Source organism: Azorhizobium sp. AG788 (assembly GCF_004364705.1).
GTDB classification, from domain to species: domain Bacteria; phylum Pseudomonadota; class Alphaproteobacteria; order Rhizobiales; family Xanthobacteraceae; genus Azorhizobium; species Azorhizobium caulinodans.
The window spans coordinates 417,672-441,170 of the sequence record NZ_SOBM01000006.1 but is presented as its reverse complement, the minus strand read 5'-3'; the positions used below and the strand labels follow the sequence as shown (position 1 = coordinate 441,170).

At 67.7% G+C, this 23,499-nt stretch carries 22 protein-coding genes and 1 pseudogene; 14 read left to right on the top strand and 9 right to left on the bottom strand.

The window, feature by feature from the left end:
• The first annotated feature begins 50 nt into the window (after positions 1-50).
• On the top strand, positions 51-1,031 hold the full coding sequence (locus tag DFO45_RS18060; RefSeq protein ID WP_133865955.1) for a quinone oxidoreductase: 981 nt from the start codon (positions 51-53) through the stop codon (positions 1,029-1,031).
• A 26-nt stretch (positions 1,032-1,057) separates the two neighbouring features.
• Here DFO45_RS18060 and DFO45_RS18055 read toward each other — a convergent pair whose 3' ends face one another.
• Complete coding sequence (locus DFO45_RS18055) at positions 1,058-1,990, bottom strand: nitronate monooxygenase family protein (protein ID WP_133865954.1); 933 nt, start codon at positions 1,988-1,990, stop codon at positions 1,058-1,060.
• Positions 1,991-2,193: 203 nt separating this feature from the next.
• Between DFO45_RS18055 and DFO45_RS18050 the strand changes: the two genes are divergently transcribed.
• The 3 genes from DFO45_RS18050 (at position 2,194) to DFO45_RS24975 (ending at position 4,048) form a co-directional block, all read left to right on the top strand.
• Positions 2,194-2,985: an enoyl-CoA hydratase-related protein gene (locus DFO45_RS18050; RefSeq protein WP_133865953.1), complete on the top strand. Its 792-nt coding sequence runs from the start codon at positions 2,194-2,196 to the stop codon at positions 2,983-2,985.
• 45 nt (positions 2,986-3,030) lie between these two features.
• Entirely contained in the window at positions 3,031-3,792 is a 762-nt protein-coding gene (locus DFO45_RS18045) for an SDR family NAD(P)-dependent oxidoreductase (protein WP_012169464.1), read from the top strand.
• A 106-nt stretch (positions 3,793-3,898) separates the two neighbouring features.
• Positions 3,899-4,048 (top strand): hypothetical protein, encoded by a 150-nt coding sequence (locus tag DFO45_RS24975; RefSeq protein WP_166657171.1) that lies wholly within the window; start codon positions 3,899-3,901, stop codon positions 4,046-4,048.
• Positions 4,049-4,158: 110 nt separating this feature from the next.
• On the opposite strand, the gene DFO45_RS18040 is transcribed toward DFO45_RS24975, so the two are convergent.
• Positions 4,159-4,746 carry a protease inhibitor Inh/omp19 family protein gene (locus DFO45_RS18040; RefSeq protein ID WP_012169466.1) on the bottom strand — a complete coding sequence of 196 codons (588 nt, stop codon included), beginning with the start codon at positions 4,744-4,746 and terminating at the stop codon, positions 4,159-4,161.
• Between the two features lie 290 nt (positions 4,747-5,036).
• On the opposite strand from DFO45_RS18040, the gene DFO45_RS18035 reads away from it, so the two are divergent.
• The 4 genes from DFO45_RS18035 (at position 5,037) to DFO45_RS18020 (ending at position 8,248) form a co-directional block, all read left to right on the top strand.
• Entirely contained in the window at positions 5,037-5,801 is a 765-nt protein-coding gene (locus DFO45_RS18035) for an SDR family NAD(P)-dependent oxidoreductase (RefSeq protein WP_012169467.1), read from the top strand.
• 28 nt (positions 5,802-5,829) lie between these two features.
• Positions 5,830-6,360 (top strand): CDP-alcohol phosphatidyltransferase family protein, encoded by a 531-nt coding sequence (locus DFO45_RS18030; RefSeq protein ID WP_012169468.1) that lies wholly within the window; start codon positions 5,830-5,832, stop codon positions 6,358-6,360.
• 74 nt (positions 6,361-6,434) lie between these two features.
• The gene (locus DFO45_RS18025) at positions 6,435-7,529 is read left to right on the top strand and encodes an AI-2E family transporter (protein ID WP_133865952.1); all 1,095 of its coding nucleotides are present in this window, start codon (positions 6,435-6,437) and stop codon (positions 7,527-7,529) included.
• A gap of 2 nt (positions 7,530-7,531) precedes the next feature.
• Positions 7,532-8,248: an AAA family ATPase gene (locus DFO45_RS18020; protein ID WP_133865951.1), complete on the top strand. Its 717-nt coding sequence runs from the start codon at positions 7,532-7,534 to the stop codon at positions 8,246-8,248.
• Between the two features lie 42 nt (positions 8,249-8,290).
• Here DFO45_RS18020 and DFO45_RS18015 read toward each other — a convergent pair whose 3' ends face one another.
• The 3 genes and pseudogenes from DFO45_RS18015 to folE all read right to left on the bottom strand — a co-directional run.
• Positions 8,291-9,076, bottom strand: a complete 786-nt coding sequence (locus DFO45_RS18015) for a MetQ/NlpA family ABC transporter substrate-binding protein (RefSeq protein WP_012169471.1) — start codon at positions 9,074-9,076, stop codon at positions 8,291-8,293.
• A gap of 111 nt (positions 9,077-9,187) precedes the next feature.
• Positions 9,188-9,661 (bottom strand): phosphoribosyl-AMP cyclohydrolase, encoded by a 474-nt coding sequence (gene hisI / locus DFO45_RS18010; protein WP_133865950.1) that lies wholly within the window; start codon positions 9,659-9,661, stop codon positions 9,188-9,190.
• A 23-nt stretch (positions 9,662-9,684) separates the two neighbouring features.
• A pseudogene (folE, locus tag DFO45_RS18005) lies at positions 9,685-10,263 on the bottom strand (GTP cyclohydrolase I FolE); the annotation flags it as partial.
• 393 nt (positions 10,264-10,656) lie between these two features.
• Here folE and DFO45_RS18000 point away from each other — a divergent pair.
• Positions 10,657-11,106 carry an iron-sulfur cluster assembly scaffold protein gene (locus DFO45_RS18000; RefSeq protein WP_133865949.1) on the top strand — a complete coding sequence of 150 codons (450 nt, stop codon included), beginning with the start codon at positions 10,657-10,659 and terminating at the stop codon, positions 11,104-11,106.
• Between the two features lie 22 nt (positions 11,107-11,128).
• Here the strand turns inward: DFO45_RS18000 and DFO45_RS17995 are convergent, their stop codons facing one another.
• Positions 11,129-11,977, bottom strand: coding sequence for a phosphatase PAP2 family protein (locus DFO45_RS17995; protein ID WP_133865948.1), 849 nt, complete (start codon positions 11,975-11,977; stop codon positions 11,129-11,131).
• A 36-nt stretch (positions 11,978-12,013) separates the two neighbouring features.
• Between DFO45_RS17995 and yidD the strand changes: the two genes are divergently transcribed.
• The 4 genes from yidD to DFO45_RS17975 all read left to right on the top strand — a co-directional run bounded on the left by yidD (position 12,014) and on the right by DFO45_RS17975 (position 18,945).
• Positions 12,014-12,415 (top strand): membrane protein insertion efficiency factor YidD, encoded by a 402-nt coding sequence (gene yidD / locus DFO45_RS17990; RefSeq protein ID WP_208299824.1) that lies wholly within the window; start codon positions 12,014-12,016, stop codon positions 12,413-12,415.
• Complete coding sequence (locus DFO45_RS17985; protein WP_245518163.1) at positions 12,387-13,706, top strand: alpha/beta fold hydrolase; 1,320 nt, start codon at positions 12,387-12,389, stop codon at positions 13,704-13,706. The genes yidD and DFO45_RS17985 overlap by 29 nt, the downstream gene beginning before the upstream one ends.
• Positions 13,707-13,851: 145 nt before the next feature.
• On the top strand, positions 13,852-15,828 hold the full coding sequence (gene thrS, locus DFO45_RS17980; protein WP_133865947.1) for a threonine--tRNA ligase: 1,977 nt from the start codon (positions 13,852-13,854) through the stop codon (positions 15,826-15,828).
• A gap of 162 nt (positions 15,829-15,990) precedes the next feature.
• Positions 15,991-18,945: an autotransporter outer membrane beta-barrel domain-containing protein gene (locus tag DFO45_RS17975; RefSeq protein ID WP_245518162.1), complete on the top strand. Its 2,955-nt coding sequence runs from the start codon at positions 15,991-15,993 to the stop codon at positions 18,943-18,945.
• An 87-nt stretch (positions 18,946-19,032) separates the two neighbouring features.
• Here DFO45_RS17975 and DFO45_RS17970 read toward each other — a convergent pair whose 3' ends face one another.
• Entirely contained in the window at positions 19,033-20,181 is a 1,149-nt protein-coding gene (locus DFO45_RS17970; protein WP_133865946.1) for a hypothetical protein, read from the bottom strand.
• Positions 20,182-20,386: 205 nt separating this feature from the next.
• Between DFO45_RS17970 and DFO45_RS17965 the strand changes: the two genes are divergently transcribed.
• The gene (locus DFO45_RS17965; RefSeq protein WP_133865945.1) at positions 20,387-20,950 is read left to right on the top strand and encodes a nitroreductase; all 564 of its coding nucleotides are present in this window, start codon (positions 20,387-20,389) and stop codon (positions 20,948-20,950) included.
• A gap of 17 nt (positions 20,951-20,967) precedes the next feature.
• Here DFO45_RS17965 and DFO45_RS17960 read toward each other — a convergent pair whose 3' ends face one another.
• A complete protein-coding gene (locus DFO45_RS17960; RefSeq protein ID WP_133865944.1) occupies positions 20,968-22,074 on the bottom strand; it encodes a hypothetical protein in 1,107 nt (368 codons plus the stop codon).
• A gap of 2 nt (positions 22,075-22,076) precedes the next feature.
• Positions 22,077-23,492, bottom strand: a complete 1,416-nt coding sequence (locus tag DFO45_RS17955; protein WP_012169483.1) for an MBOAT family O-acyltransferase — start codon at positions 23,490-23,492, stop codon at positions 22,077-22,079.
• Positions 23,493-23,499: the final 7 nt, after the last annotated feature.

Sequence of the window (23,499 nt, the reverse complement as noted above, 5' to 3'; positions counted from 1 at the left end):
TCGCGCTCAAGGCAAGGTACGATAAACATCGTACCATAGGGAGTGCCCCCATGACGACCGCGCGAGCCATTCGCCTTCATGCCTTCGGCGGGCCGGAGGTGTTGCAGCTGGAAACCGTCGAGCTGCCGCCTCCGGCTGCCGGCGAGGTGGAGGTGCGCCAGACGGCCATCGGCTTCAATTATATTGATGTCTATCAGCGCAAGGGCATCTATCCGCTGCCCTCGCCCACGGGCCTCGGACATGAGGCGGCGGGTGTGGTCGAGGCGGCGGGGCTGGGCGTCACCGACCTCAAGGTGGGCGACCGCGTCGCTTATATCAACGCAGGCATCGGCGCCTATGCGGACCGCCGGGTGCTGCCCGCCGAGAAGCTGGTGCCCATTCCCGCCAATGTGACGGATGAGGAAGCGGCGGCGCTCATCTTCAAGGGGCTCACTGCGCAATATCTGGTCCGCAAGACCCACAAGGTCGCGCCGGGCGACATCGTCGTCGTGCATGCGGCGGCGGGCGGCGTCGGTCAGATCCTCTCCTCCTGGGCCAAGGCGCTCGGCGCCTTCGTCATCGGCACTGCCGGCTCGCCGGAGAAGTGCGCCATCGCCAAGGCCGCCGGCTGCGACGTGGCCATCGACTATTCCAAGGATGGCTGGGTGGAGGAGGTGATCGCCGCGACCTCCGGCAAGAAGGCGCGGGTGGTCTATGATTCCGTCGGCCGCGACACCTTCCTGAAGTCGCTGGACCTCATCGCCCCCTTTGGGCTCATGGTGCTCTATGGGGCGGCGTCGGGGCCGGTGGAGCCGTTCAATACGGAAGTGCTCAACAAGAAGGGCTGCCTGTTCCTCACCCGGCCGTCCATCTTCCCCCACAATGCCGATGTCGCCACCTTGCGGGAGAACGCGGCCGATCTGTTCGAGGCGGTCGCCAAGGGCTGGGTTAAGGCGAGCATCGGCGCCCGCTTCCCCCTTGCGGATGTGGCGGCAGCCCATCAGGCGGCGGAGGCCCGCGCCACCACCGGCGCCATCCTGCTGGTTCCCTGATCAGGCGCGCGAGCCTGCCTGATCCCTTACACCAGCCGCGCGGCGCCCTCCAGCGCCGCGCGGTATTCCGTGATGAGCCGGGTGCAGAGGTCGTGGGCGCTCGGCACGTCGAGCACGGAACCGACCCCTTGCCCTGCCGACCACACCGTCTTCCAGGCCTTGGCCTCGCTGCCGAGATCGAGCTTGCCGTGGCTCACGAGCGCATCCGGATCGAGGCCCGCGGCGCGGATGCTGGGCTTGAGGAAATTGGCGTTCACGCCCGAAATGGCGGGCGTATAGAGGATGTCCGCCGCCTGGGCGGCGACCAGCATGTCCTTGTAGGCCTGCGGCGCCGCACTCTCCTTCGTCGCGATGAAGCGCGTGCCGAGATAGGCGTAATCGGCGCCCATGAGGCGGGCGGCCGCGGCGTGGCTGCCGGTGGACATGGCCCCCGACAGGATGATGGGACCGGAAAAGACGGAGCGGATTTCCGCGATCAGCGCGAACGGGCTGAGGTTGCCAGCGTGCCCGCCGGCGCCCGCCGCCACGGCGATGATGCCGTCCACGCCGGCCTCTGCCGCCTTCTCCGCATGGCGGCGGCTGATCACGTCGTGAAAGACGAGCCCGCCATAGGAATGCACCGCATCCACCACATCGCGCACGGCGCCGAGCGAGGTGATGACCACTGGCACGCGCTTGTGGGCCGTCATCTTGAGGTCCGCTTCAAGCCGCGTATTGGTCTGGTGCACGATGAGGTTCACGCCGAAGGGCGCGGCGTCTTCAATGCCGTCGAGGCGGTTCTCGATCTCCTCCACCCAGGCGCCATAGGCGTCCGTGCTGCGGGCATTGAGTGCGGGAAAGGTGCCGAGCAGCCCCGCGCGGCAGGTCTCCACCACGAGATCGGGACCGGAAACGAGAAACATGGGCGCGGCGATGATGGGCGCCTTCAGGCGGCCTGAAAGCGTGTCGGGAACGGGCATCGAATTTCTCCCAGCCGGCCGCCGCTCCGGCGGCCCCTCCTGGCCGATCTGTGCCGGCCTGAGCCGATACTGTGGCGGGCAGGCCAGCCCTCGGCAAGGGCGGTTCACGGCGCAAGGCTGCGGCGCACCGGCACTTGCCGCGCCCCCGCGCTTTGGTGCAGCGTTCACCCCAAGGCGGCCGCATGAGCCGCGGGAGGGAACAGATGTCCAACGCCGATCCGGTGCTGCTCGACGTGACGGGCGGCATTGCCCGCATCCGCTTTAACAGACCCCACGTGCTGAATGCGCTCGATGAGCATTCCATTCTCGCCTTCAAGCGCGCGGTGGAGACGGTGGCGGAGCAGCCCGGCATCCGCGTCGTCGTGCTCTCGGGGGAGGGACGGGCCTTTCTCGCCGGCGGCGATGTGGCGAGCTTCCACAAGGCGGGGCCGGAGGCGCCGCATCTCGTGGCGGCGCTCATCGGCCCGTTCCATGAGGCGCTCGAGATCCTGACGAAGCTCAAGGCGCCGGTCATCGCCAGCGTGCAGGGCGCGGCGGCGGGCGGCGGCCTCTCGGTGGCGCTGGCGGCGGATCTGCTGATCGCTGCCGACAATGCGCAATTCTCCATGGCCTACAGCCGCATCGCCACCAGCCCGGACGGCGGCGGGACCTGGCACCTGCCGCGCCTCGTCGGCCTGCGCAAGGCGATGGAACTGGCTCTGCTGTCGGACATGGTCGATGCGCAGGAGGCTCTGCGGCTGGGCATCGCCAACAAGGTGGTGCCGCTCGCGGATCTCGCCGAGGAGACGGAGAAACTCGCCGCCTGCCTCGCCGCCGGTCCCACCGCCGCCTATGGACGCATCAAGGCCCTGCTGCGCGGCGCGGAAACCCGCAGCCTCACCGAGCAACTGGCGGCGGAGAAGGAGGCCTTCGTCGCCAGCGCCGGAACGCACGATTTCGCCGAGGGCGTCGCCGCCTTCGTCGCCAAGCGCCTGCCCCGCTTCGAGGGGCACTGACCCGGCGCACGCCGGGCGAACCATAAGAACAGCGGGGAGAAGGCCATGGATGTGAAGGGACATGCCGCCGTCGTCACCGGCGCGGCGTCGGGGCTCGGCGCGGTCACGGCGCGGGCGCTGGCCGCGGCGGGGGCGAAGGTGGCGCTGCTCGACCGGGAGGTGGAGGGCGCGGCGCGGGTGGCAGCAGAGATCGGCGGGCAGGCCTTCGCCTGCGACGTTGTGGATGCGGCGAGCGCAGAGGCGGCGGTGGCCGCGGCGGCCGCGGCGCACGGGCCGGCGCGCATCCTCGTGAACTGCGCGGGCGTCGCTCCGGCGGGCCGCATCGTCGGCCGCAAGGGGCCGCAACCGCTGGAGGATTTCCGCCGGGTGGTGGAGATCAACCTCATCGGCACGTTCAACCTGCTGCGCCTCGTGGCGGCCGGCGCCGTGGGACTGGAGCCGCTGGCGCGGGGCGAGCGGGGCGTGCTCATCAACACCGCCTCCATTGCCGCCTATGACGGGCAGGTCGGCCAGCCGGCCTATGCGGCCTCCAAGGCGGGCGTCGCGGGCCTGACCCTGCCGGCGGCCCGCGAATTCGCGGGCGTCGGCATTCGCGTGGTGACCATCGCGCCCGGCATCTTCGCCACGCCCATGATGCTCAACATGCCGCAGGAGGTGCAGGACAGCATCGGCGCCACCGTGCCCTTCCCGCCGGGGCTGGGCGATCCGGAGGATTATGCCCGTCTGGTGCTCCACATCATCGGCAACACCATGCTGAACGGGGAGGTGATCCGCCTTGACGGAGCGTTGCGCATGGCGCCGAAGTGAGAATTGAACGGATGTATTGCGTGAATATTTGCAATTCCGCTCACTATTGACTTAAACCACTAATCCGGTAGATTGAGATAAGAATATTCCGTGCCGGAGATGTGAAATGCAGGCTCGTTCCCACAGCGGCTCCTGGCGCGACTGGGTGATGTTCGCTGCCGCTTACGGCTTGATCATGGGCATGATCTTCTTCGCCTATCCGCCCACGAGCGCGCAGCATCAGGCGGCCGCGACCACCTCCGCCACGGTGCGCTGATCGCGTTGCGCCATCGCCACGAGCGGATCGAAAACACAAACGCCCGGTCCTGAAGAGGACCGGGCGTTTTGTTTGGCTGGTAGCGGTGCGCCTCGGTCGGCGCCCCCGCCTCAGCGATTGAGGGCGATGGCCTGGTTGTTCTCCACCAGCGTGCCGATGAAGGCGTTCGGCCCGGCCGGCTGGAGGCGCGCGGTCACCTTGCCGAGGTGATCCTGCAGCACGATGTCCGATCCCATCATGTCCCAGCCCTTGGTCATGAAGATCTCGCTCGGGCAGGAGACGTCGGCGCGGGCGGAAAGGCCGTTCATGCCGCGATCGGTGGTCAGTTGCACGGGGCAGGTGTGCTGGCCGCTGTCCCACGCCAGGGTCCAGGCACCGGACAGGGCTTCCTTGGCGCCGGTGGCGGCGTAGGCCGAACCTGTCGGCAGGGCAGGGGGCGGCGTCAGAGGAACGTTGGACGCGACAGTCTTGGGGGTGACGGCTGCGGAGGCGCTGGCGGCGGTGGCACCGGTTGCCGGTGCAGCGTCCGCCATGGCGGGCGGCGGCACGGGGGCGCTCTCGACCGAGGCGGTCGGCGCCGACAGCGGCACGCGCTGGTCCATGGCCGTCGTCTTGGCTCCGAAGCCGTCGAGCCCCGTGCTGCAGCCAGCCAGAAAGGCTGCGCCCACCAGCACGGCCCCAACGGTAATGACCTTCATACACTCAACTCCGCGCGTTGCCGCCTCACGGCTGGACCGCCTCGTGCCTCCCCTTCCGGAAAGTTACGCCCCAAGCGTTACCAGCCTCTTTCAACGTTCGGACTCACGGACCACCAAGCCACGAGCCGGCTCGGGAGTTTCCTCAGGAACGTGGCGAGAGGATGACCCTACGGATTGTGCTTACCCTGCTCCCGCTTCTCGCGCCAGCGCGCGGTGGCGGCATGGACGGATGTTGCACGGCGCGGTATGTCCCCCGCACGCCATCCGCCTTTCCCGTCAGGAGAAAATCCATGTCCGCCCTTGATCCGAAGACGCTGACCGTTGTCGTGACCGGAGCCACCTCGGGCATCGGGGCCGCGACCGTGCGGCGCTTTGCCTCCGCGGGGTCCAAGGTCGTGGCCATGGGCCGCCGTGAGGACCGCCTGCAGGCGCTCGCCCAGGAGTTCCCGAATCTCGTCCTGCCGGTGGTCCTCGACGTACGCGACTACGCTGCCACGGAGGCCGCCTTCGCGGCGCTCCCCGACGCGTTCAAGGGCTACAACGTGCTGTGCGCCAATGCCGGCCTCGCCCTCGGCCTCGAGCCCGCCCAGGAGGCGAAGATCGAGGACTGGCAGACCATGATCGACACCAACATCACCGGCCTTGCCTATACGGTGCGCGCCGGCCTGCCGGGCATGGTGGCCCGCAAGGAAGGCCATGTGGTGTTCACCGGTTCGGTGGCCGGCGACTATCCCTATCCGGGCGGCAACGTCTATGGCGGCACCAAGGCCTTCGTGAAGCAGTTCGCGCTGAACGTCTGGGCCGATGTGGTGGGCACCGGCGTGCGCGTCACCAACATCGAACCCGGCCTCACCGAAACGGAATTCTCCGTGGTGCGTTTCCGCGGGGACGAGGCGAAGGCGGACAAGGTCTATGAAGGCACCGCCCCCATGACCGGCGAGGACATTGCCGAGCAGGTCTTTTTCGCCGCCACCCTGCCGCGCCATGTGGTGGTGCTCCGCATCCAGGCCATGGCCAACCAGCAGAGCTTCAGCCCCTTCTCCATCAAGCGCTGACGGCAGCCGCCGGCGCAGGGAGCGCGCCATGAACCTGCCCAACCTCATCACGATCGGCCGGCTCATCATCGTGCCCGTGGTGATCTGGGCCATCTCCGCAGACCTGCCGCAGCTGGCCCTCGGCCTGTTCCTGCTGGCGGGCCTGTCGGATGCGGTGGACGGCTTCATCGCCCGCCGCTTCAACATGCGCACCGAGCTCGGCGCCTATCTCGATCCCCTGGCCGACAAGGCGCTGCTGGTCTCCATCTATGTCACGCTGGCGATCTCCGGCGACATCCCGCGCTGGGTCGCCATCGCGGTGGTGTCGCGCGACCTGATGATCGTGGGTGCCATCGTCCTCTCCTCCGTGCTCGCCAAGCCCGTGGTGATCCGGCCGCTGGCCGTTTCCAAGGTGAATACGGCGGTGCAGATTGCCTTTGCGGCACTCGTGCTGTCGCGGGAGAGTTTTGACTTCGCCTGGACCCGGCCGTACCAGCTCGGGCTCGTGGCCGTCGGGGGCTTGACGGCCCTTTCCGCGGCTGCCTATCTCGCCGCATGGATGCGCCACATGGCGCGGTGAGCCGCCTTCCGCCTTCCGCTTGCGACCGGGCCGGGGAAGCGCCGTCGCCATGCGGGGAAGGGGACAGGCCGGCCATGAAGCTGCAGCTGCAGTTCCGCTTCTGGATCGGGACGCTTGTCGTCCTCATCCTCGCCATGTGGGTGCTGCGCGAGATCCTGCTGCCCTTCGTCGTCGGGACGGCGATCGCCTATTTCCTCAATCCCCTGGTGGAGCGCCTGAGCCGGCTGGGGATCGGGCGTATGCCCGCCGCCCTCTTCATGATCGGCCTGCTGTTGCTGGTCGTGGTGGTGCTGCTGCTCGTGGTGCTGCCCATCATGTCCGGCCAGCTTTATGAGTTCATCCAGAACATGCCGAGCTATGTCACCCGCCTCCAGCGGCTGGTGACGGAGGAGAACAAGGAGTGGGTGGACCAGATCTTCGGCACCCGCCTGCCCGATATCCAGAAATCCCTCTCCGACCTGATGTCGCAGGGCGTGAGCTATCTCCTGGGCCTGCTGTCCTCGCTGTGGTCCGGCGGGCAGGCGCTGCTGTCGGTCTTCGCGCTGGTCGTGGTGACCCCGGTGGTCGCCTTCTACGTGCTGTGCGACTGGAACAGCATGGTGGAAAACGTGGATTCCTGGATCCCCGTCCACCAGCGTCCGGTGGTGCGCCGGCTCGGCCGGGAGATGGACATGGCGGTGGCCGGATTCGTGCGCGGGCAAGCGCTCGTGTGCCTTCTGCTCGGGTCCTATTACGCCATTGCCCTGAGCATGGTCGGCCTCAACTTCGGCCTCATCATCGGGATTGTCTCCGGCTTCATCACCTTTATTCCGTACGTGGGCTCGCTCACCGGCCTCGTGCTGGCCATGGGCGTCGCCATCGTTCAGTTCTTTCCTGATTGGGCCATGATCGGCACCGTCTTCGGCATCTTCATCGTCGGCCAGACCATCGAGGGCTACATCCTCTCGCCCAAGCTCGTGGGCGACAGCATCGGAGTGCATCCGGTGTGGCTGATGTTCGCTCTGTTCGCCTTCGGCTATCTGTTCGGCTTCGTCGGCCTTCTCCTGGCCGTGCCGCTCACCGCCGCCACCGGTGTGCTGGTCCGCTTTGCCTTCCGGCAGTATTTTCACAGCACGCTCTATACCGGCCTGCCAGAGGCGGCCGAGGAGCGGGTGGCCGACAAGGTCTGAGCATGTCCCCCCGCGATACCCGTCCCCGGCAGCTTCCGCTGGATCTGCCGGCCACCTCGGCCATGCAGCGCGAGGATTTTCTCGAGGCGCCGGGCAATGCCGCGGCCTTGCGGCTGATCGATTCCTTTCCCGACTGGACGGCCCGCGTGGTCTGCCTCGTCGGGCCGCCGGGCACGGGCAAGAGCCATCTCGCCGCGGTCTTCGCGGAGCGGGCGGGTGCCGTGACGGTTTCCGCCGCCGACCTCACCCGCGCGAACGTGCCCGAGGCGCTCGCCGGCGGCGCGCTGGTGGTGGAGGACCTGGAGCCGGGGCACTTCGAGGAGGCGGCACTGTTCCACCTGCTCAACCTCGCCCGCGAGCAGCAGGCCCACGTGCTGATGACCGCCCGCACCGCGCCGGCCCACTGGAAGCTCCACACGGCGGATCTCTCGTCACGGCTTCGGGCGCTGCCCACCTTCTTCATCGAGGAAGCGGACGACGCCCTGCTGGCCGCGGTGCTGGTGAAGCTGTTCTCGGACCGGCAGATCCCGGTGGACGATGCCACGGTGCAATATCTGCTGCTGCGCATGGACCGCACCTTCGAGGGCGCGCGCTCCGTCGTGCAGGCCATCGACCGGGCGGCGCTCGCCGCCCAGCGTCCCGTCACCCGCGCCCTCGCCGCTCAGGTGCTGCGCGACCTGCTGCCCGATGATGGCGAGGAGGACGACGCGGAAGATTGACGGGCGATGGCGTTGAGCCCCGACCGCCGCCTCGGCACGGGCTCACCAGCCGGCGAGGCCGGCGCCGTTGAAGGTCTTGTCGATGAAGGCGCGGACATTGTCCTGCTGGTAGGCGGCCACGAGGGTCTTCACCCATGGCTTGTCCGCATCCTGCCGCCGCACCACGATCTCGCAGATGTACTGGGACTGCGGGCCCTCCAGCAGCAAAGCGTCGCGTTTCGGGTTGAGCTTCGCCTCGATGGCGTAATTGGTGTTGATGGCGCCGAGGTCCACGTCCTGAAGGGCGCGGGCGAGCTGCGGGGCCTCCAGCTCGATGAACTTGAACTTCTTCGGGTTGTCGATGATGTCCACCGGCGTCGCGGTGACGCCGGCTCCCGGCTTCAGCTTCACGAGGCCGGCGCTCTCCAGCAGCAGCAGGGTCCGTGCCTCATTGCTCGGATCGTTCGGCAGCGCCACCGTCGCGCCCGCCGGCACCTCGGCCAGCGTCTTGTAACGCTTGGAATAGAAGGCGATGGGGAAGAGTGCGGTCTTGCCCACCGGCACGATGTCGTAGCCCCGCGCCTTGATCTGGGCGTTCAGGAAGGGCTGGTGCTGGTAGGAGTTCGCCTGAAGGTCGCCGGCCGCCAGCGCGGCGTTCGGCTGGATGTAGTCGCTGAACTCGACGATCTCGAGGGTCAGGCCTTCCTTGGCCGCATTCTGCTTCACCACCTCAAGGATCTGCGCGTGGGGACCGGAGGTTGCTCCAACTTTGATGGTCTCGGCACGGACCGCCTGCGTGAAAAGGCTGGTCAGGACGGCGGCGGCGAGCGTCATCACGGCGCGGTTCATGGGAGGTCTCCGGTTGCGAACCGCGAGACCTTACAGGAAGCATAAAAATAATGTCTATAGATTTTGTGTATTAACGGGTGCAGACAAGCCCGCTTGAGTGGCGGCCGCCCTTCAGTGCTCGTGCTTGCCGTAGACGGCCTTGGGATCGAAGCGCGGCTCGTCGCCGGTGAAGGCGAGCTTCGTGTCCGCCGAGGCGGGAGCGCCGAGGGGGATGGTGCGGTAGAAGCAGGAGCGCCGGCCGGTGTGGCAGGCGGCGCCCGTGCCGCCCATGGTCACCTTGATGATGACGGCGTCCTGATCGCAGTCGATGCGGATTTCCGAGACCTTCTGGGTGTGGCCGGAGGTCTCGCCCTTCTTCCACAGCGCCTTGCGCGAGCGGCTGTAATAATGCGCCTCCCCCGTCGCCATGGTGAGCGAGAGGGCTTCCGCATTCATGTGCGCGAGCATGAGGATTTCGTTCGTGGCCGCGTCCACGGCCACGCAGGTGATGAGGCCGTTGGCATCGAAGCGCGGCGCCAGCACCGTGCCCTCTTCCAGCTCATGCGCGTCTGTGGCCGTGGCGAAGGCCGGCGTCGGTTCGGTCATGGCACGCTCGTCAGGATGGGGGATCAGCGCAGGCCGCGCAGCATGGTGATGAAGCGCACCTGCTCGGCCGGGTCGTCGCGGAAGGCGCCGGTGAACTGGCTGGTCAGCGTTGTCACACCGGGCTTCAGGATGCCGCGCATGGACATGCACATATGCTCGGCCTCGATCATCACCGCGACGCCGCGCGGCTTCAGCGCCTCGTCGAGGGCGGTGGTGATCTGCGAGGTCAGGTGCTCCTGGGTCTGGAGGCGCCGGGCATAGAGATCGACCAGCCGGGCGATCTTGGAGAGGCCCACCACACGCTCCACCGGGAAATAGGCCACATGTGCCTTGCCCATGAAGGGCACCATGTGGTGCTCGCAATGGGAGGTGAAGGGGATGTCCTTCAGCAGCACGAAATCATCGAAGCTGCCGATCTCGCCGAAGGTGCGGTCCAGCACGTCGTCGGGCGAGAGGGCGTAGCCGCCATAGATCTCGTCATAGGAGCGGATGACGCGGGCGGGCGTCTCCTGAAGGCCTTCGCGGTGGGGATCCTCGCCGATGTAAGCGAGCAGGGTGCGGACGGCGGCTTCCGCCTCGGCTCGCGAGGGGCGCGGCGCATCCACCGGGCGATGCACCGGCATCTGCCGCTGCGCCTCGGTCTCGGCCTGTTCCTTGAACAGTTTCACCACCGCGTCCATCAACCCAACTCCGTACGACCGCCCCGGGAGGCGGGAGTGTCACCGGCTTTGATCAGCGGCAGGCTGGCCGCCGCTCATCGAAGCCTGCGGCCTCGACAGACCCTGCGTTCCTCCCGCCGCCATGCGGCCCCGGGAGAATGACGGCCTGTCTATCGCGGCACCGTCACTTGAGCCTGTGGTGTTTCCGCCCTTAAATCGCACCCTATATATGGGGTGCGGTGCGGAGCGGCAATTGCATGTTGCGCGTGCCCGTTCCGCATTCGACGCGGCCACCGGGCCGCTCCGGCCGAAGGTCCGGCCGAGGGAATGTCAGGCATGATCAACGACGTCTATAACGCCCGCATCCTCGCCTTTGCGGCGGAGATTCCCCGCCTCGGGCGGCTTGAGCAGCCGGATGCGACAGCCACCGCCCATTCGCGCCTGTGCGGCTCCACCGTGACCATCGACCTCAAGATGGAGGGCGATGTGGTTACCGATTTCGCCCATGAGGTGCGCGCCTGCGCGCTCGGGCAGGCCTCCTCCTCCATCATGGCGAGTCACGTGGTGGGCGCGACGGCGGCGGAACTCAAAGCCCTGCGCGAGCAGATGCGGGCCATGCTGAAGGAAAACGGCACGCCGCCCGACGGCCGCTGGGCGGACCTCGCGGTGCTGGAGCCGGTGCGGGACTACAAGGCCCGCCACCCCTCGACCTTGCTCACCTTCGATGCCGTGGTGGATGCCATCGGCCAGATCGAGGCCGCGCGCGCCACCGCCGCTGCGGAATGAGCCTCTTCGCTGCCGGCTCAACCTATTTGGATGGGGCGGCGGCCGCCGGGAGGGGCAGGGCGGTTGCTCCGCCAGCCGGCAGCGGCGCCTGCGCCGGCATGATGGCGGGGGAGAGTGGCGGCAGCTTGAGGGCCGTACGCACCTCCGCCGCCGCGCGCGCCAGATCGGCCTTGAAGGCGGCGTTGCCGAGCACTTCGGCCGCCAGCACGCTGCCGGTGATGCGGCCGGCTTCCACGTCGCTCGGATAATGCACGCCGCCAATCAGCCTTTCGATCCCGTACTCCCGGCCCCGCTCCATGATGATGCCGGCCCTCTCCGGCACCATGTTGGCGAGCAGGATGGCCATGAACATGCCGTAGGTGGCGTGGCCGCTGGGATAGGACGCGGTGTCTTCCGCCGGCAGGACGAGGTGGATCTCGGGGTTGGCGAGATAGGGCCGCTGCCGGTTCCAGTATTGCTTGGTGGCGCTCACCAGCGCATAGGCCTGCTTCCAGGCGTGATCCAGCACCTCATCGGTGATGGGCGCCGCGGATTTCGACAAGTCCGTTCCCACGGCCTCGGAGAAGCGCGCGGGATGGCGCTTCACATCTTCATTGGCGGCGGCCACCTGCGCGGGCGTGCGGGCCTTCTGGTAATCGAGCAGGATGCGGAAGTCGTCCTGCGTGGTGGCCGAGCCCGGCGCGGGGGCAGGCGGCAGGATGCGGATGAGGTCAACCTGATCGGGGCGGATATAATCCGGTTCGGCGGCCAGCACCGGACCCGCCATAACCAGCGCCAGCGCGCCGAGGGCGAAAAGCGGGCTCAGGCGCGAGCGGCGAACGGCCGGACGGGAGATGTCCGTGCGGCTGGAGGGGGCGGTCTGCGGGCGCATGGCACACCAAGCGGATGAAGAGGCTTGAGAGGTAACATGGCAGGCGGAGACGCGCCACAACCCGGTGGCACGGAGCACCTTTTCGGCCCCGAACGGCGGCGGCCGAGCGGCCTCGCCCTGCTGCCGCGCCGCCTGCTGCGCCTGCCTATCCTGTTCTATCGCTACACGCTCTCCGCCTTCATGGGTCGGCAGTGCCGATACCTGCCCACCTGCTCGTCCTATGCGGAGGAGGCGATTTCCCGTCACGGGGCCTGGGCCGGCGGCTGGATGGGGCTCTCGCGGATCTGCCGCTGCCATCCCTGGGGCGATGCGGGCTTCGATCCCGTGCCGCAATGCCTGCCGGCGGATGGCGTCTGGTATCGGCCGTGGCGCTATGGGCGGTGGCGGCGCAGGCCAGACGCTCCGGCTGATGAGGCTTCGACCCGCGACGCGCCATGACTTTGTCGCCCTCATGGGCTACCACCACCGTATCGGTTCGGTGATGGGTGATGACATGAAGATCAAGCGGTTCCGGGCTTCCCTTGTGGCCATCGGCCTGGCTCTTGCGCTCGCCGGCGGGGCGCAGGCCGCGCCGCGGGGGGCGGCGGGAGATGCCTTCTATGTGCCGCCCACGCCCTTGCCGAAGGGCGAGAAGGGCAGCGTCATCCAGGCACGCGCCCTCTCCGGCACCATGGCGCTGCCAAGCGCGGCCCGGAATGTGCTGGTGCTCTACCAGTCCGAAGATCCCAAGGGCGCGCCGGTGGCGGTGTCCGGCACCATTTCCATTCCCAAGGGCAAACCGCCGACGGGCGGCTGGCCGGTCATCACCTGGACCCACGGCACGGTGGGGCTTGCGGCCGTCTGCGGGCCCTCGCGCGACACCGCCAAAGGGCCGGAGCATGAATATATCGCCGCCATCCGGCCGTTGCTCGATGCCTTCGTGGCCAAGGGCTATGCGGTGGTGGCCACCGACTATCAGGGCCTCGGTGTCGCCGGCTTCCACCCCTTCTTCCAGGGCGTGCCCAACGGCAAGAACGCGCTCGACCTCTTGCGGGCGGCGCGGGCCCTGGAGCCCGCCATCGGCACCCGCTATGCGGTGATGGGCCATAGCCAGGGCGGGCAGGCGGACCTCTTCACCGCCGCCATCGGGCCAGACTATGCGCCGGAATTCCAGCTCGTGGGCAATGTGGCCATGGCGCCCGGTGCCAACATGGCGGGCCGTTTCGACGCCGTGCGCCTGTCGGACAAGACGGAACTGGCGGTGCCCTACGTGCTCTATGCCCTCCATTCCTTCTCGACCACCGATCCCGCCATCGACATTGCCCGCATCCTCACCCCTCAGGCTCTGGCCCATATGGCCGACCTCCAGAAGGGCTGCATGACCCGCACGCTCACGCAGGGCTACTGGTCCACCGCCATCGCCAAGGACCAGTTCCTGCCGAAGCCTGACGTGACGGCCCTCTTGAAGGTGGCGGCGCAGAACGAGCCGGGCACGCTGAAGATTTCCGCGCCCACGCTTCTCATGCAGGGCACGGCCGACGTGACCGTCCGCCCGCAGGATACGGATGCGGTCGCCCGCGATCTGTGCGTGAAGGGCAACACCCTTACCTACAAGACCTTTCCCAAGACCGACCACGATGGGGTGATGAAGGCGGGGGCCGCCGACGCGCTCGCCTTCCTGTCCGACCGCTTCGCCGGCAAGCCCGCCGCGTCCAACTGCTCGGACCTGCCGCGCGCGGCCGCAAAATGAGCATCGACCGGCGCCGTCCGAGCGGCGGCGCCGGTCAGCCTCGCACCGGCCCGGTGCTTTACGCGGGGCGCGTGGCGGCCTAAATGGGCCCCTTCAACAAGAAGCCTACCTGCGGGGTACGCAGGAGTGGGCAGGAGAAGAAGCCATGCTGACCTTGACCTTTCCCGATGGCGCGCAGCGCGAGTATGCCCCCGGGACCCGCGGCGCCGATGTGGCCGCAGCCATTTCCAAGTCGCTCCTCAAGAAGGCGGTTGCCGTGACCCTCGACGGGGCGCTGACCGACCTGTCCGAGCCGATCACCAAGGACGCCCGCATCGAGATCGTGACGCGCGATGATCCACGCGCGCTCGAACTCATCCGCCACGACGCCGCCCATGTGCTGGCCGAGGCGGTGCAGGAGCTGTTTCCGGGCACGCAGGTGACCATCGGCCCGGTGATCGAGAACGGCTTCTATTACGACTTCGCCCGCAACGAGCCTTTCACCACCGACGATCTGCCGAAGATCGAGGCGAAGATGAAGGAGATCATCGCCCGCGACAAACCCTTCACCAAGGAAGTGTGGTCGCGCGATGAGGCCAAGCGCGTGTTCCGCGACAAGGGCGAGGCGTTCAAGGTCGAACTGGTGGACGCCATCCCCGAGGACCAGGACGTCAAGATCTACAAGCAGGGTGAGTGGTTCGACCTCTGCCGTGGGCCGCACATGCCCTCCACGGGCAAGATCGGCACCGCCTTCAAGCTCATGAAGGTGGCCGGCGCCTATTGGCGCGGCGACAGCAACAACCCCATGCTCACCCGCATCTATGGCACGGCGTGGAAGGACCAGAGCGAGCTCGACGCCTATCTCCACCGTCTGGAAGAAGCCGAGAAGCGCGACCATCGCCGCCTCGGCCGGGAGATGGACCTCTTCCACTTCCAGGAGGAAGGTCCGGGCGTGGTGTTCTGGCATCCCAAGGGCTGGAGCCTGTTCCAGGGCCTCGTCTCCTACATGCGCCGGCGTCTGAAGGCCGATTACAGCGAGGTCAACGCCCCGCAGGTGCTCGACAAAAGCCTGTGGGAGACCTCCGGCCACTGGGGCTGGTACAAGGAGAACATGTTCAAGGTGCAGTCGGCGGGCGAGGAGACCGGCGACGAGCGCGTGTTTGCCCTGAAGCCCATGAACTGCCCCGGCCATGTGCAGATCTTCAAGCATGGCCTGAAGTCCTATCGCGACCTGCCGCTGCGGCTGGCGGAGTTCGGCGCGGTGCATCGCTACGAGCCCTCGGGCGCGTTGCACGGCCTCATGCGCGTGCGTGGCTTCACGCAGGACGACGCTCACGTCTTCTGCACCGAGGAGCAGATGGCGGCGGAGTGCCTGAAGATCAACGATCTGATCCTCTCCACCTATGCCGACTTCGGCTTCGAGGAGATCACGGTGAAGCTGTCCACGCGCCCCGAGAAGCGCGTGGGGTCCGACGCGGTGTGGGATCATGCCGAGGACGTCATGTCCCGCGTGCTCAAGCAGATCGAGGCGGAATCCGGCGGGCGCATCAAGACCGGCATCCTGCCGGGCGAGGGCGCCTTCTACGGTCCGAAGTTCGAGTACACGCTCTCGGACGCCATCGGCCGTGAGTGGCAGTGCGGCACCACGCAGGTGGACTTCAACCTGCCGGAGCGCTTCGGCGCCTTCTATGTGGATGCCGACGGCCAGAAGAAGACGCCGGTGATGATCCACCGCGCCATCTGCGGCTCCATGGAGCGCTTCACGGGCATCCTGATCGAGCACTTCGCGGGTCACTTCCCGCTGTGGCTCGCCCCCGTGCAGCTTGCGGTCTGCACCATCACGCAGGAGGCGGACGACTATGCCGCAGAGGTGGCCGCCGCTGCACGGGCGCTGGACCTGAAGGTGGAGCTCGACACGCGCAACGAGAAGATCTCCTACAAGGTCCGCGAGCACTCGCTGGCCAAGATCCCGGTGCAGTTCGCGCTGGGCAAGAAGGAGGCCGCCGAGCGCACCGTCTCCATCCGCCGCCTCGGCAGCCAGGAGCAGAAGGTGCTTCCCCTGGAGGAAGCGCTGAAGCTGCTGGCGGACGAAGCGGTGCCGCCGGACCTGAAGCGCCGCGCGGCGGCTGTGAAGGCCGCCTGAGCGCTTCCGAAATCAGCGACGCGGGTATCATGATCCGCGTCGCCGCTTCTGGCTTGCCCCAGGCTGACTGACCCCCTGGCGATTTCCTGCCCCTTTTGCGATCAGCGTGGTTGTAGCCGGCGTGACTCGCTACCGTCCCTTCCCATGGGACGGGAGTGGGGCATGTCCAGATTTCTGACGTATCGCCGTATGGCGCGATCGAGCTTGAAACCGGCGCTTCTGGCCGGGGTGGCGCTGTGGTGTACGGTGGCCGGCGCGCAGGCGCAGTCGGCACCGACGATCTACCAGACGCTCAATTACGGAACGAGCGGCACGTTCCTGACCGGCATCCGCGGCAATACCATCGTCGGCAATTATGTGGTGCCCGGCACGGGCGCCACCGGCGGCCTCCTCTATGACATGACCACCGGGTCCTGGTCGGCCTTCCCTGTCGCAACGTCCAACGGGGTGAATTATCCGAACGCCACGGGCTCCTCGCCCTATGGTCCGAGCTTCGGCTCGCAGACCGGCATCCTGCGGACGGTCGGCAGCTATATCACCAGCGCCTCGGCACCCTATGATCTGGGCTATCTCTATGATGCGGCCGCAGCTCCGGGACGCCAGCTGACCACGCTGGCCTATCCGAGCGCCGCCGGAAATCCCACGCTCTACACCATCGCGCACAGCACGTTCGGCGACACGGTGGTCGGCAATTTCGACACCCGCCTCGCGACCGGCAATGCGGTGATCTACACCATCTCCACGGGCGCCTACGTCAAGAACAACATGCCCGGTGCCGTGAGCACGACGGCCTATGGCGTGTATGGCGACATGATCGCGGGCGGATACGCCAATGCCGGTCCCGGCGGCGGCATCGGCTTCGAGCACGGCTATCTCTACAACACCCTCACGGGCACCTGGACCACCTACGACCATCCGGGCGCGATCATCACCCATCTGGAAGGCATCACCGGCGCCGGCCGCTCCGGCGAATACAACATGGTGGCGGACTGGGTGACGCCGGACGGCGTCGTGCACGCGGGCGTGCTGCACGTGGACGCCCTGGGCATTCCCACCTGGTACGAACTGAACATCCCCGGCGCCTTGCTGGTGTCCTCGAATTCCGCATATGGCGACAAGGTGGTCGGCATCTATCTCACCCCCGGCTCCGCCACGCCCAACGGCTACATCGCCACGCTGCCCGGCATCTACAATCCAATCCGCAACACCGGCACCCTGACCTCCAGCGCCGACAATGCGGCCGCTTTGTCCGGTGCCAAGGGCGACGACATCGTCAATAGCGGCACGGTGCGGGTCTCCGGCACCGGCGGCATCGGCATGCGGGGCGAGACCTATGGCGTCCTCACGAATATGGGCACGGTCGTCGCCTCAGGCCTGGTGGGCGCGGCCGCGGAACTGCATGGCCTCTACGGCACCTTGCTGAACTACGGCACTCTCCAGGCGCCCGCGGTGGCCGATGCCTTGCGCACCGGCCCTGATGCCGTCGGCACCGCGATCGTGAACTATGGTGTCATTGACGGCCGCCTCGCCGCCACCGGCGGTCTTGACAAGCGGCTGGAGAACAGCGGCTGGATCGGCGTGTCGGGAACAGGCGTGTCAATCTCCAGCCTGTTTGGCGGGACCTTCGTGCAGACCGCAGCGGGAACCCTTTCCCTCCGCGTCACGCCCAACGGCACCGATACGCTGAGCATCGTCGGCGTGGCCCGGCTGGCCGGCACGCTGGCGGTGCCTTTCCAGACCACGTCCCTGACCCGGAACTACACGCTCTTCACTTCGACCCAGGGCTATACGGGCACGTTCACGAACTTGGTCACGTCCGGCCTGCCCAGCTTCATGGGCGCGTCGCTGGTCTATGCGCCCAACGCCGTAAGCCTCAACCTCACCTCGGGCATGGCGCAGATACAGGGCTTGAGCACCAATCAGCGCGCGGTCGGCGCCGGTCTGGACAGGGCGTTCAATGCCGGATCTGGCGTCTCCGATCCGCTCACGGCACTGTATGCCCTCAACAGCAGCCAGTTGCCTCAGGCCCTCAGCGCTCTGTCCGGCGAAGCCCTCGCCAGCGAGCAGTCCGTGCTCATCGGCGATGGTCTCTACAGCCGGCAGGCGGTTCTGGACCGGCTGCGGCAGGGCGCCTATGCGGACCGCTCGGGGACGATGGCCGCGCTGGCCTATGGCGGTCCGACCATGTCCTATGCGGGCTCCGAGGCGTCCGCCCCCGCGACCTCCGCCGCGGCGGCGCTCGCCTATGCCGCCGGTGGTGCGCCGGTCGCGGTGCCGCCCCCGGCCGGTCCCACGCTCTGGGCACAGGGCTTCGGCTCCTGGGCGAATTATGGCGGCAACGGCAACGTCTCAGGCATCAGCGAGACGCTGGGCGGCGTCATCAGCGGCATCGATGCGACCGTCGGCAACTGGCGGGTCGGCGGTGCGCTGGGCTATACGCAGTCCAACGCCAGCCTGAACAACGTTTCCGGCTCCTCGGAGGCGGACAGCGCGACGATTGCGCTTTATGCGGGCACGAGCGCCGGCCCCTGGAACCTGCGGCTTGGGGCGAGCTACGCCTTCAGCCAGATCGACACCACCCGCACGGTCGCCTTCCCCAGCTTCATCGAGCAGGCCAAGGCCAATTACAACGGTGGGACCGGTCAGCTGTTCGCCGAGGTGGGCTACGGCTTTGCGGTGCAGGCCGTGGCGTTCGAGCCCTATGCGGGTCTTGCCTGGGTGCATCTGAACACGGACAGCTTCTCGGAGAACGGTGCCGTCAGTTCGGCCTTGAGCGGGGCGTCGTCCTCCGCAAACGTCGGCTATGGCACCCTCGGCCTCCGGGCCGCGACCAGCCTGCCGCTGTCGAACGGCATGGCGTTCGCGCCGCATGTCTCGGCCGCCTGGCAATATGCCTTTGGCGATCTCACTCCGAGCGCGCAGCTTGCTCTGGCCAGCGTTCCCGGCGCGAACTTCACCGTCCAGGGCCTTCCGCTGGCGCAGAACACCGCGCTGGTGGAAGCCGGCCTCGACCTGAAGCTCAATGCACAGATGCGGGTTGGGGCCTCTTATGTGGGCCAGTTCGCGGACAGCGTGACGGTGAACGCCTTCCAGGCGAACTTCACCTGGAATTTCTGACCGGTACCCGCACTCCGCTCCGTCCCTTCATGGGGACGTGCGACGACGCCACCGCAGGCACGTGCGGTGGCGTTTGTGCTTCGAGAGTCAGCGGGTAAGGGGACGCGTGGTGACGGCGCGGGCACCGCTGGCGAGGACTTCCACGTCCTTGTCCTTGCCGAGTTCCACCTTGAAGTCGCGGCTCACCACGCGCCCGTCGTTGCGGGCGATGGCCACATACTCCCCTTCCGTGAGCACCACGGTCGGGAAGGCGCCGATGGATTCCTTGATGGTGTCGCCGCCGGGCGTGATGACCGACCATTGCGTGTCCGCAAGCGCCTCGCCGCCGGCTTCCTTCACTAGCTTGAGCGTGATCTGCGCCGCGCGGTGGTGAACCATCGCATCGGTGAGCTTGCCCGCCTGCACGGTCACGTCCGCGCGCACCACGGCGTTGGCATCTCCATAGGTGGAGACCACGTGATAGGTGCCCTCGGGCAGCAGCACCACCTCGTTGGGCAAAGCGCCGCGATAGAGCGGCTGGCTGGAGGTGCGGCCCTGGAGGAACGAGCCCTCATAGATGTCGAAGGACACCTTGGAATTGGTGATGGCCTTGTTGTCCACGTCGGCCTGGAGCCGAAGTCCCCCGGCGGGCAGGATGAAGGCTTCGCGGCGGGAGGTTGCGCCGAGGACCACCCGCTGGGCCTGCGTCGCATAGCCGTACGTGAGGTGGACGATGTAGCCTCCGGGGGAGAGGAAGAAGACCGGGGTCGCCTCCGTGCTCTCCGCCACCAGCGGGAAGGCGCCGGAGGCTTCCGGCGTGTCGGCGAAGACGCGCCACATGACGGCGCGCGGAACCGTCGCCCCGTCGGCGCCGAAGCGGGCGAAGACGCCCAACGTCACCTTGCCGGCCGGGGCCTGCGGCAGGATGGCGTGCGGCTCGCGGGACGGGGCAGCGACGGCATTGCGGTTGCCGCCGCCCTGTTGCGCCGGGGCGGGGCCGGGGCCGGAGAAGCTGCCCGTGGGTGGTGCCGTGGCGCCCACGAAGGGCAGGGCGCCGCCGGGCGGCGGTCCCCCTTGCGGGGCCGGCCCGATGGGCATGGGAGCGGACAGGCCGGGGCCGCCGATATTGCCGGGCGGGCGTGGCAGGTCCTGCGCGCGGGCCAGCACCGGTGCAGCCATCAAAGCCGCCAGCGCGAGGGCGAGGCGTGCGAAGTGGCGCAAACGGTCGGTGAGCGACGCGGGAGACGGGCGGAGCATTCCGCTCAGGTGCCCCGAAATCCCGGCGCTTTCAAGTCATGTTCCGTCACGTGGGGGGCGAGGCCGGCTGCTTCCGGTGCCGGGCGCCGCTGTGATAAAGCTCAAGCCCAGCCCGCCGTCCGGCGGATCCTCCCGCATCGCTCCTCCGGGGCGTGACCCATGGCGACCCGATGCCGCGTCGGGCGCTTGCACACAGGGCTTTGCCATGCCTGACGCGCTCGATCTCCTGCGCACCCGCCGCTCCTCCCGCATTGTGGACCTGACCGAGCCGGCGCCCAAGCCGGAGGAACTGGATACCATCCTCTCCATCGCCGCCCGCGTGCCGGACCATGGCAAGCTCGCGCCCTGGCGCTTCATCGTGTTCGAGGGCGAGGGACGCCTGCGGGCCGGCGAAGCCCTGGCCAAGGTGTTCGCCGAACTCAATCCGGACGCGACCGAGAAGCGGCTCGAGGATGAGAAGGGGCGCTTTGCCCGGGTGCCTCTGGTGGTGGCCGTGGTCTCCAGCGCCCAGCCGCACGTAAAGATCCCCGAATGGGAGCAACTGCTTTCGTCCGCCGCGGCGGCGCAGAACCTGCTGCTGGCGACGCTTGCGCTCGGCTACGGCGCCACCTGGATCACCGAATGGCCCACCTATGAGCCGAAGGCCCGCGCGGCGCTCGGCCTTGCCGAGCACGAGCGGATCACCGGCTTCATCTACATCGGCACGCCCAAGCAGGCGCTGGAAGACCGCCCCCGTCCCGCCCTCTCCGAGGTGGTAACACGCTTCTGATCCGGCTCCGACCGGCCTCACTTCATGTCGAGGCCGGCCGGGCTGCCGAGGCAGGTGATGGCCCGCTCCACCGGCGCATAGATGACGATGTCCGGCTTGAAGCGGTCGATGACGCTCCATTCGAAGCGGCAGTTGCGGTGGTGGGTCCAGCCGAAGGCGCTGGCATTGCGGGCCAGCAGGCCGGGCCAGTAGGATTGCGAGAAGGAGTCCCCGATCACCAGAATGCGCGGGCCGGCGTGGCCGGTCTCATAGGCATAGCCCTCGAACGGGTCGTTGGCGCGGGTGGCCGGCATCAGGCCTGGCAGGGGCTTCAGATTTGGCGCCGGTAACATCGGTGCCTTGCGCGGATAATCCAGATCGCCGGTCTCGCTCGTTTCCCCGAGATAGCGGGCGAGATCGCCGGTCGGGGTGGGGGTCAACGGTCCCAGCGCCTCGCTCTCGGGAATCTGGAAGTCGGGCCGGCCGGCGGCGCGCATGGCCGCGTTGAAGCCGATGAGGGCGCCGCGATCGTTCCAGTGGGTATCCGTGCGCCGATAGACGGGCCCCTCCTGCCGGGCGGCGGTCAGTTCCGGCCGCAGGTCCGCGAAGGCGGTGCCGCGCGCCGGCAGGGTGGCGGCCACGCTGTCGTATTCGGTCGGACGCTTCTGCTCGGTCTGTGCCCAGGCGGGCAGGAGGTCGGGCATCACGCTCTGGCCGTTCGGCGGAACAACCATGGCGAAGGTGATGCCGCGCGCCTTCAGCACATCCCGCATGCGGTCCGTCACGTGGACCAGACGCTCCACCTGATCCGTGCGGAAGATGCGGCCGAGCGACTGGTCCAGCGCCTTCTCGCCCGTATAGAAGATCTGCCCCTTCTGGCCGATCAGCACCGGCCGCTCGCGGGTGGACTTCATGAACTTGCTGTAGGCCGCATGGGCCCCCATGAAGAGGCCGCGGAAGCCGTAATTGTTGTTGATGTAGGGGTCGAGCCGCTCGGTCGCCTGGATCCACCAGGCCGGCGGCACCGTCTGCACCGTGCGGATCGGCGCCTTCAGGTCCGGCATGACGAGGCCGAGGGTCGGCAGCAGGAGCAGGCCGATAAAGGCGAAACACCACCAGCGGCGATAGGCGAACAGCAGCGGCATCGTCAGAACCGGAAATAGAGGAACGGACTGTAGGCCGCAGCGCCCACGGTGATGACACACAAGATGAAGAGCGCCAGCGCGGCGATGCTGTCGCCGAGCGCATAGGCCTTCAGGCGGCCGGGATGGGCGGCAAGGCCACGGGGCGGCCGCGGCAGGCCGAACATGGCGAGCGGCCAGCCGAGGATCATCATCGCGATGGTGAGCGGCTGGAGCGCCTGCAGCAGCCCGGTTGTCGGCGCCTCGAAGCCGTTGAGCCCGGCGAGGCCCGCGAACATGTCCGCGGCATTGGCAAGATCATTGGCGCGGAACCACACCCAGCCGGTGAGCACCACCAGCAGCGTATAGGCATGGGCGATCACCACCGGCGCCCGCTTCAGCCAGCGGCCGAAGGCGGTGCGCTCCAGCACCAGGAAGGCGCCGTGGTGGGCGCCCCAGATGACGAAGGTCCAACTGGCGCCGTGCCAGAGGCCGCAGAGCAGGAAGACGGTCCAGAGGTTCAGCGCCGTGTGCAGATGGCCGCGCCGGTTGCCGCCAAGCGGGATGTACACATAGTCGCGGAACCAGCTCGACAGGCTCATGTGCCAGCGCCGCCAGAAATCGGTGATCGACTGCGAGCCATAGGGCGTGCGGAAGTTGCGCGGGAACTTCAGCCCCATCGCGAGCGCGAGGCCGATGGCCATGTTCGAATAGCCGCCGAAGTCGAAATAGATCTGGAGCGCATAGGCGAGCACGCCGAGCCATGCGGCGATGAAGCCGGGCTGGCTCGTCTGGTCGAAGACCACGGAGGCAAGGGGCGCCACCTCGTCGGCGATGAGCACCTTCCAGGACAGGCCGATCACAAAGATGCGCAGGCCGGCGGAGACGCGGCCGATGGTGGTGCGCCGGTCGTGGATACGGCGGGAGATGGTGGAATAGCGGACGATCGGACCCGCGACCAACTGCGGGAACATGGTGATGTAGATGACGATCTCCTCCAGCCGCCCGTTCGCGCGCACACGGCCGCGATAGACGTCCACGAGGTAGGAGATGGCGTGGAAGGTGAAGAAGGAGATGCCGAGCGGCAGCGGCAGGTGCACCACCGGCAGGGCCAAGGCTTCCGGCAGCAGCAGGTTGATGTTCTCGGCGAGGAAGCCGGAGTATTTGAAGACGATGAGGCCGGCGAGATTGAGTGCCACCGCGAGCGAGAGCATGCGCAGCCGGTGGCGCGGCGTGCCCCGGCCGATGGCCATGGCCATCGCATAGTTCATGAGGATGGAAACCGCGAGCACCGCCACATTGGCGAAGCCGCCCCAGCCGTAGAACACCAGCGAGAAGGCCAGAAGGACGAAGTTCTTCGCCCGGACGCCCGGCACCGCGAAATAGCAGATCAGGAAGGCGGGGAGGAAATAGTAGAGGAACGTGACCGACGAGAAGATCATTCGGAGG

Coding starts and splice junctions, on each gene's coding strand:
- DFO45_RS18060 (WP_133865955.1), top strand. CDS start 51: ATGACGACCGCGCGAGCCATTCGCCTTCATGCCTTCGGCGGGCCGGAG.
- DFO45_RS18055 (WP_133865954.1), bottom strand. CDS start 1,990: ATGCCCGTTCCCGACACGCTTTCAGGCCGCCTGAAGGCGCCCATCATC.
- DFO45_RS18050 (WP_133865953.1), top strand. CDS start 2,194: ATGTCCAACGCCGATCCGGTGCTGCTCGACGTGACGGGCGGCATTGCC.
- DFO45_RS18045 (WP_012169464.1), top strand. CDS start 3,031: ATGGATGTGAAGGGACATGCCGCCGTCGTCACCGGCGCGGCGTCGGGG.
- DFO45_RS24975 (WP_166657171.1), top strand. CDS start 3,899: ATGCAGGCTCGTTCCCACAGCGGCTCCTGGCGCGACTGGGTGATGTTC.
- DFO45_RS18040 (WP_012169466.1), bottom strand. CDS start 4,746: ATGAAGGTCATTACCGTTGGGGCCGTGCTGGTGGGCGCAGCCTTTCTG.
- DFO45_RS18035 (WP_012169467.1), top strand. CDS start 5,037: ATGTCCGCCCTTGATCCGAAGACGCTGACCGTTGTCGTGACCGGAGCC.
- DFO45_RS18030 (WP_012169468.1), top strand. CDS start 5,830: ATGAACCTGCCCAACCTCATCACGATCGGCCGGCTCATCATCGTGCCC.
- DFO45_RS18025 (WP_133865952.1), top strand. CDS start 6,435: ATGAAGCTGCAGCTGCAGTTCCGCTTCTGGATCGGGACGCTTGTCGTC.
- DFO45_RS18020 (WP_133865951.1), top strand. CDS start 7,532: ATGTCCCCCCGCGATACCCGTCCCCGGCAGCTTCCGCTGGATCTGCCG.
- DFO45_RS18015 (WP_012169471.1), bottom strand. CDS start 9,076: ATGAACCGCGCCGTGATGACGCTCGCCGCCGCCGTCCTGACCAGCCTT.
- hisI (WP_133865950.1), bottom strand. CDS start 9,661: ATGACCGAACCGACGCCGGCCTTCGCCACGGCCACAGACGCGCATGAG.
- DFO45_RS18000 (WP_133865949.1), top strand. CDS start 10,657: ATGATCAACGACGTCTATAACGCCCGCATCCTCGCCTTTGCGGCGGAG.
- DFO45_RS17995 (WP_133865948.1), bottom strand. CDS start 11,977: ATGCGCCCGCAGACCGCCCCCTCCAGCCGCACGGACATCTCCCGTCCG.
- yidD (WP_208299824.1), top strand. CDS start 12,014: ATGGCAGGCGGAGACGCGCCACAACCCGGTGGCACGGAGCACCTTTTC.
- DFO45_RS17985 (WP_245518163.1), top strand. CDS start 12,387: ATGAGGCTTCGACCCGCGACGCGCCATGACTTTGTCGCCCTCATGGGC.
- thrS (WP_133865947.1), top strand. CDS start 13,852: ATGCTGACCTTGACCTTTCCCGATGGCGCGCAGCGCGAGTATGCCCCC.
- DFO45_RS17975 (WP_245518162.1), top strand. CDS start 15,991: ATGTCCAGATTTCTGACGTATCGCCGTATGGCGCGATCGAGCTTGAAA.
- DFO45_RS17970 (WP_133865946.1), bottom strand. CDS start 20,181: ATGCTCCGCCCGTCTCCCGCGTCGCTCACCGACCGTTTGCGCCACTTC.
- DFO45_RS17965 (WP_133865945.1), top strand. CDS start 20,387: ATGCCTGACGCGCTCGATCTCCTGCGCACCCGCCGCTCCTCCCGCATT.
- DFO45_RS17960 (WP_133865944.1), bottom strand. CDS start 22,074: ATGCCGCTGCTGTTCGCCTATCGCCGCTGGTGGTGTTTCGCCTTTATC.
- DFO45_RS17955 (WP_012169483.1), bottom strand. CDS start 23,492: ATGATCTTCTCGTCGGTCACGTTCCTCTACTATTTCCTCCCCGCCTTC.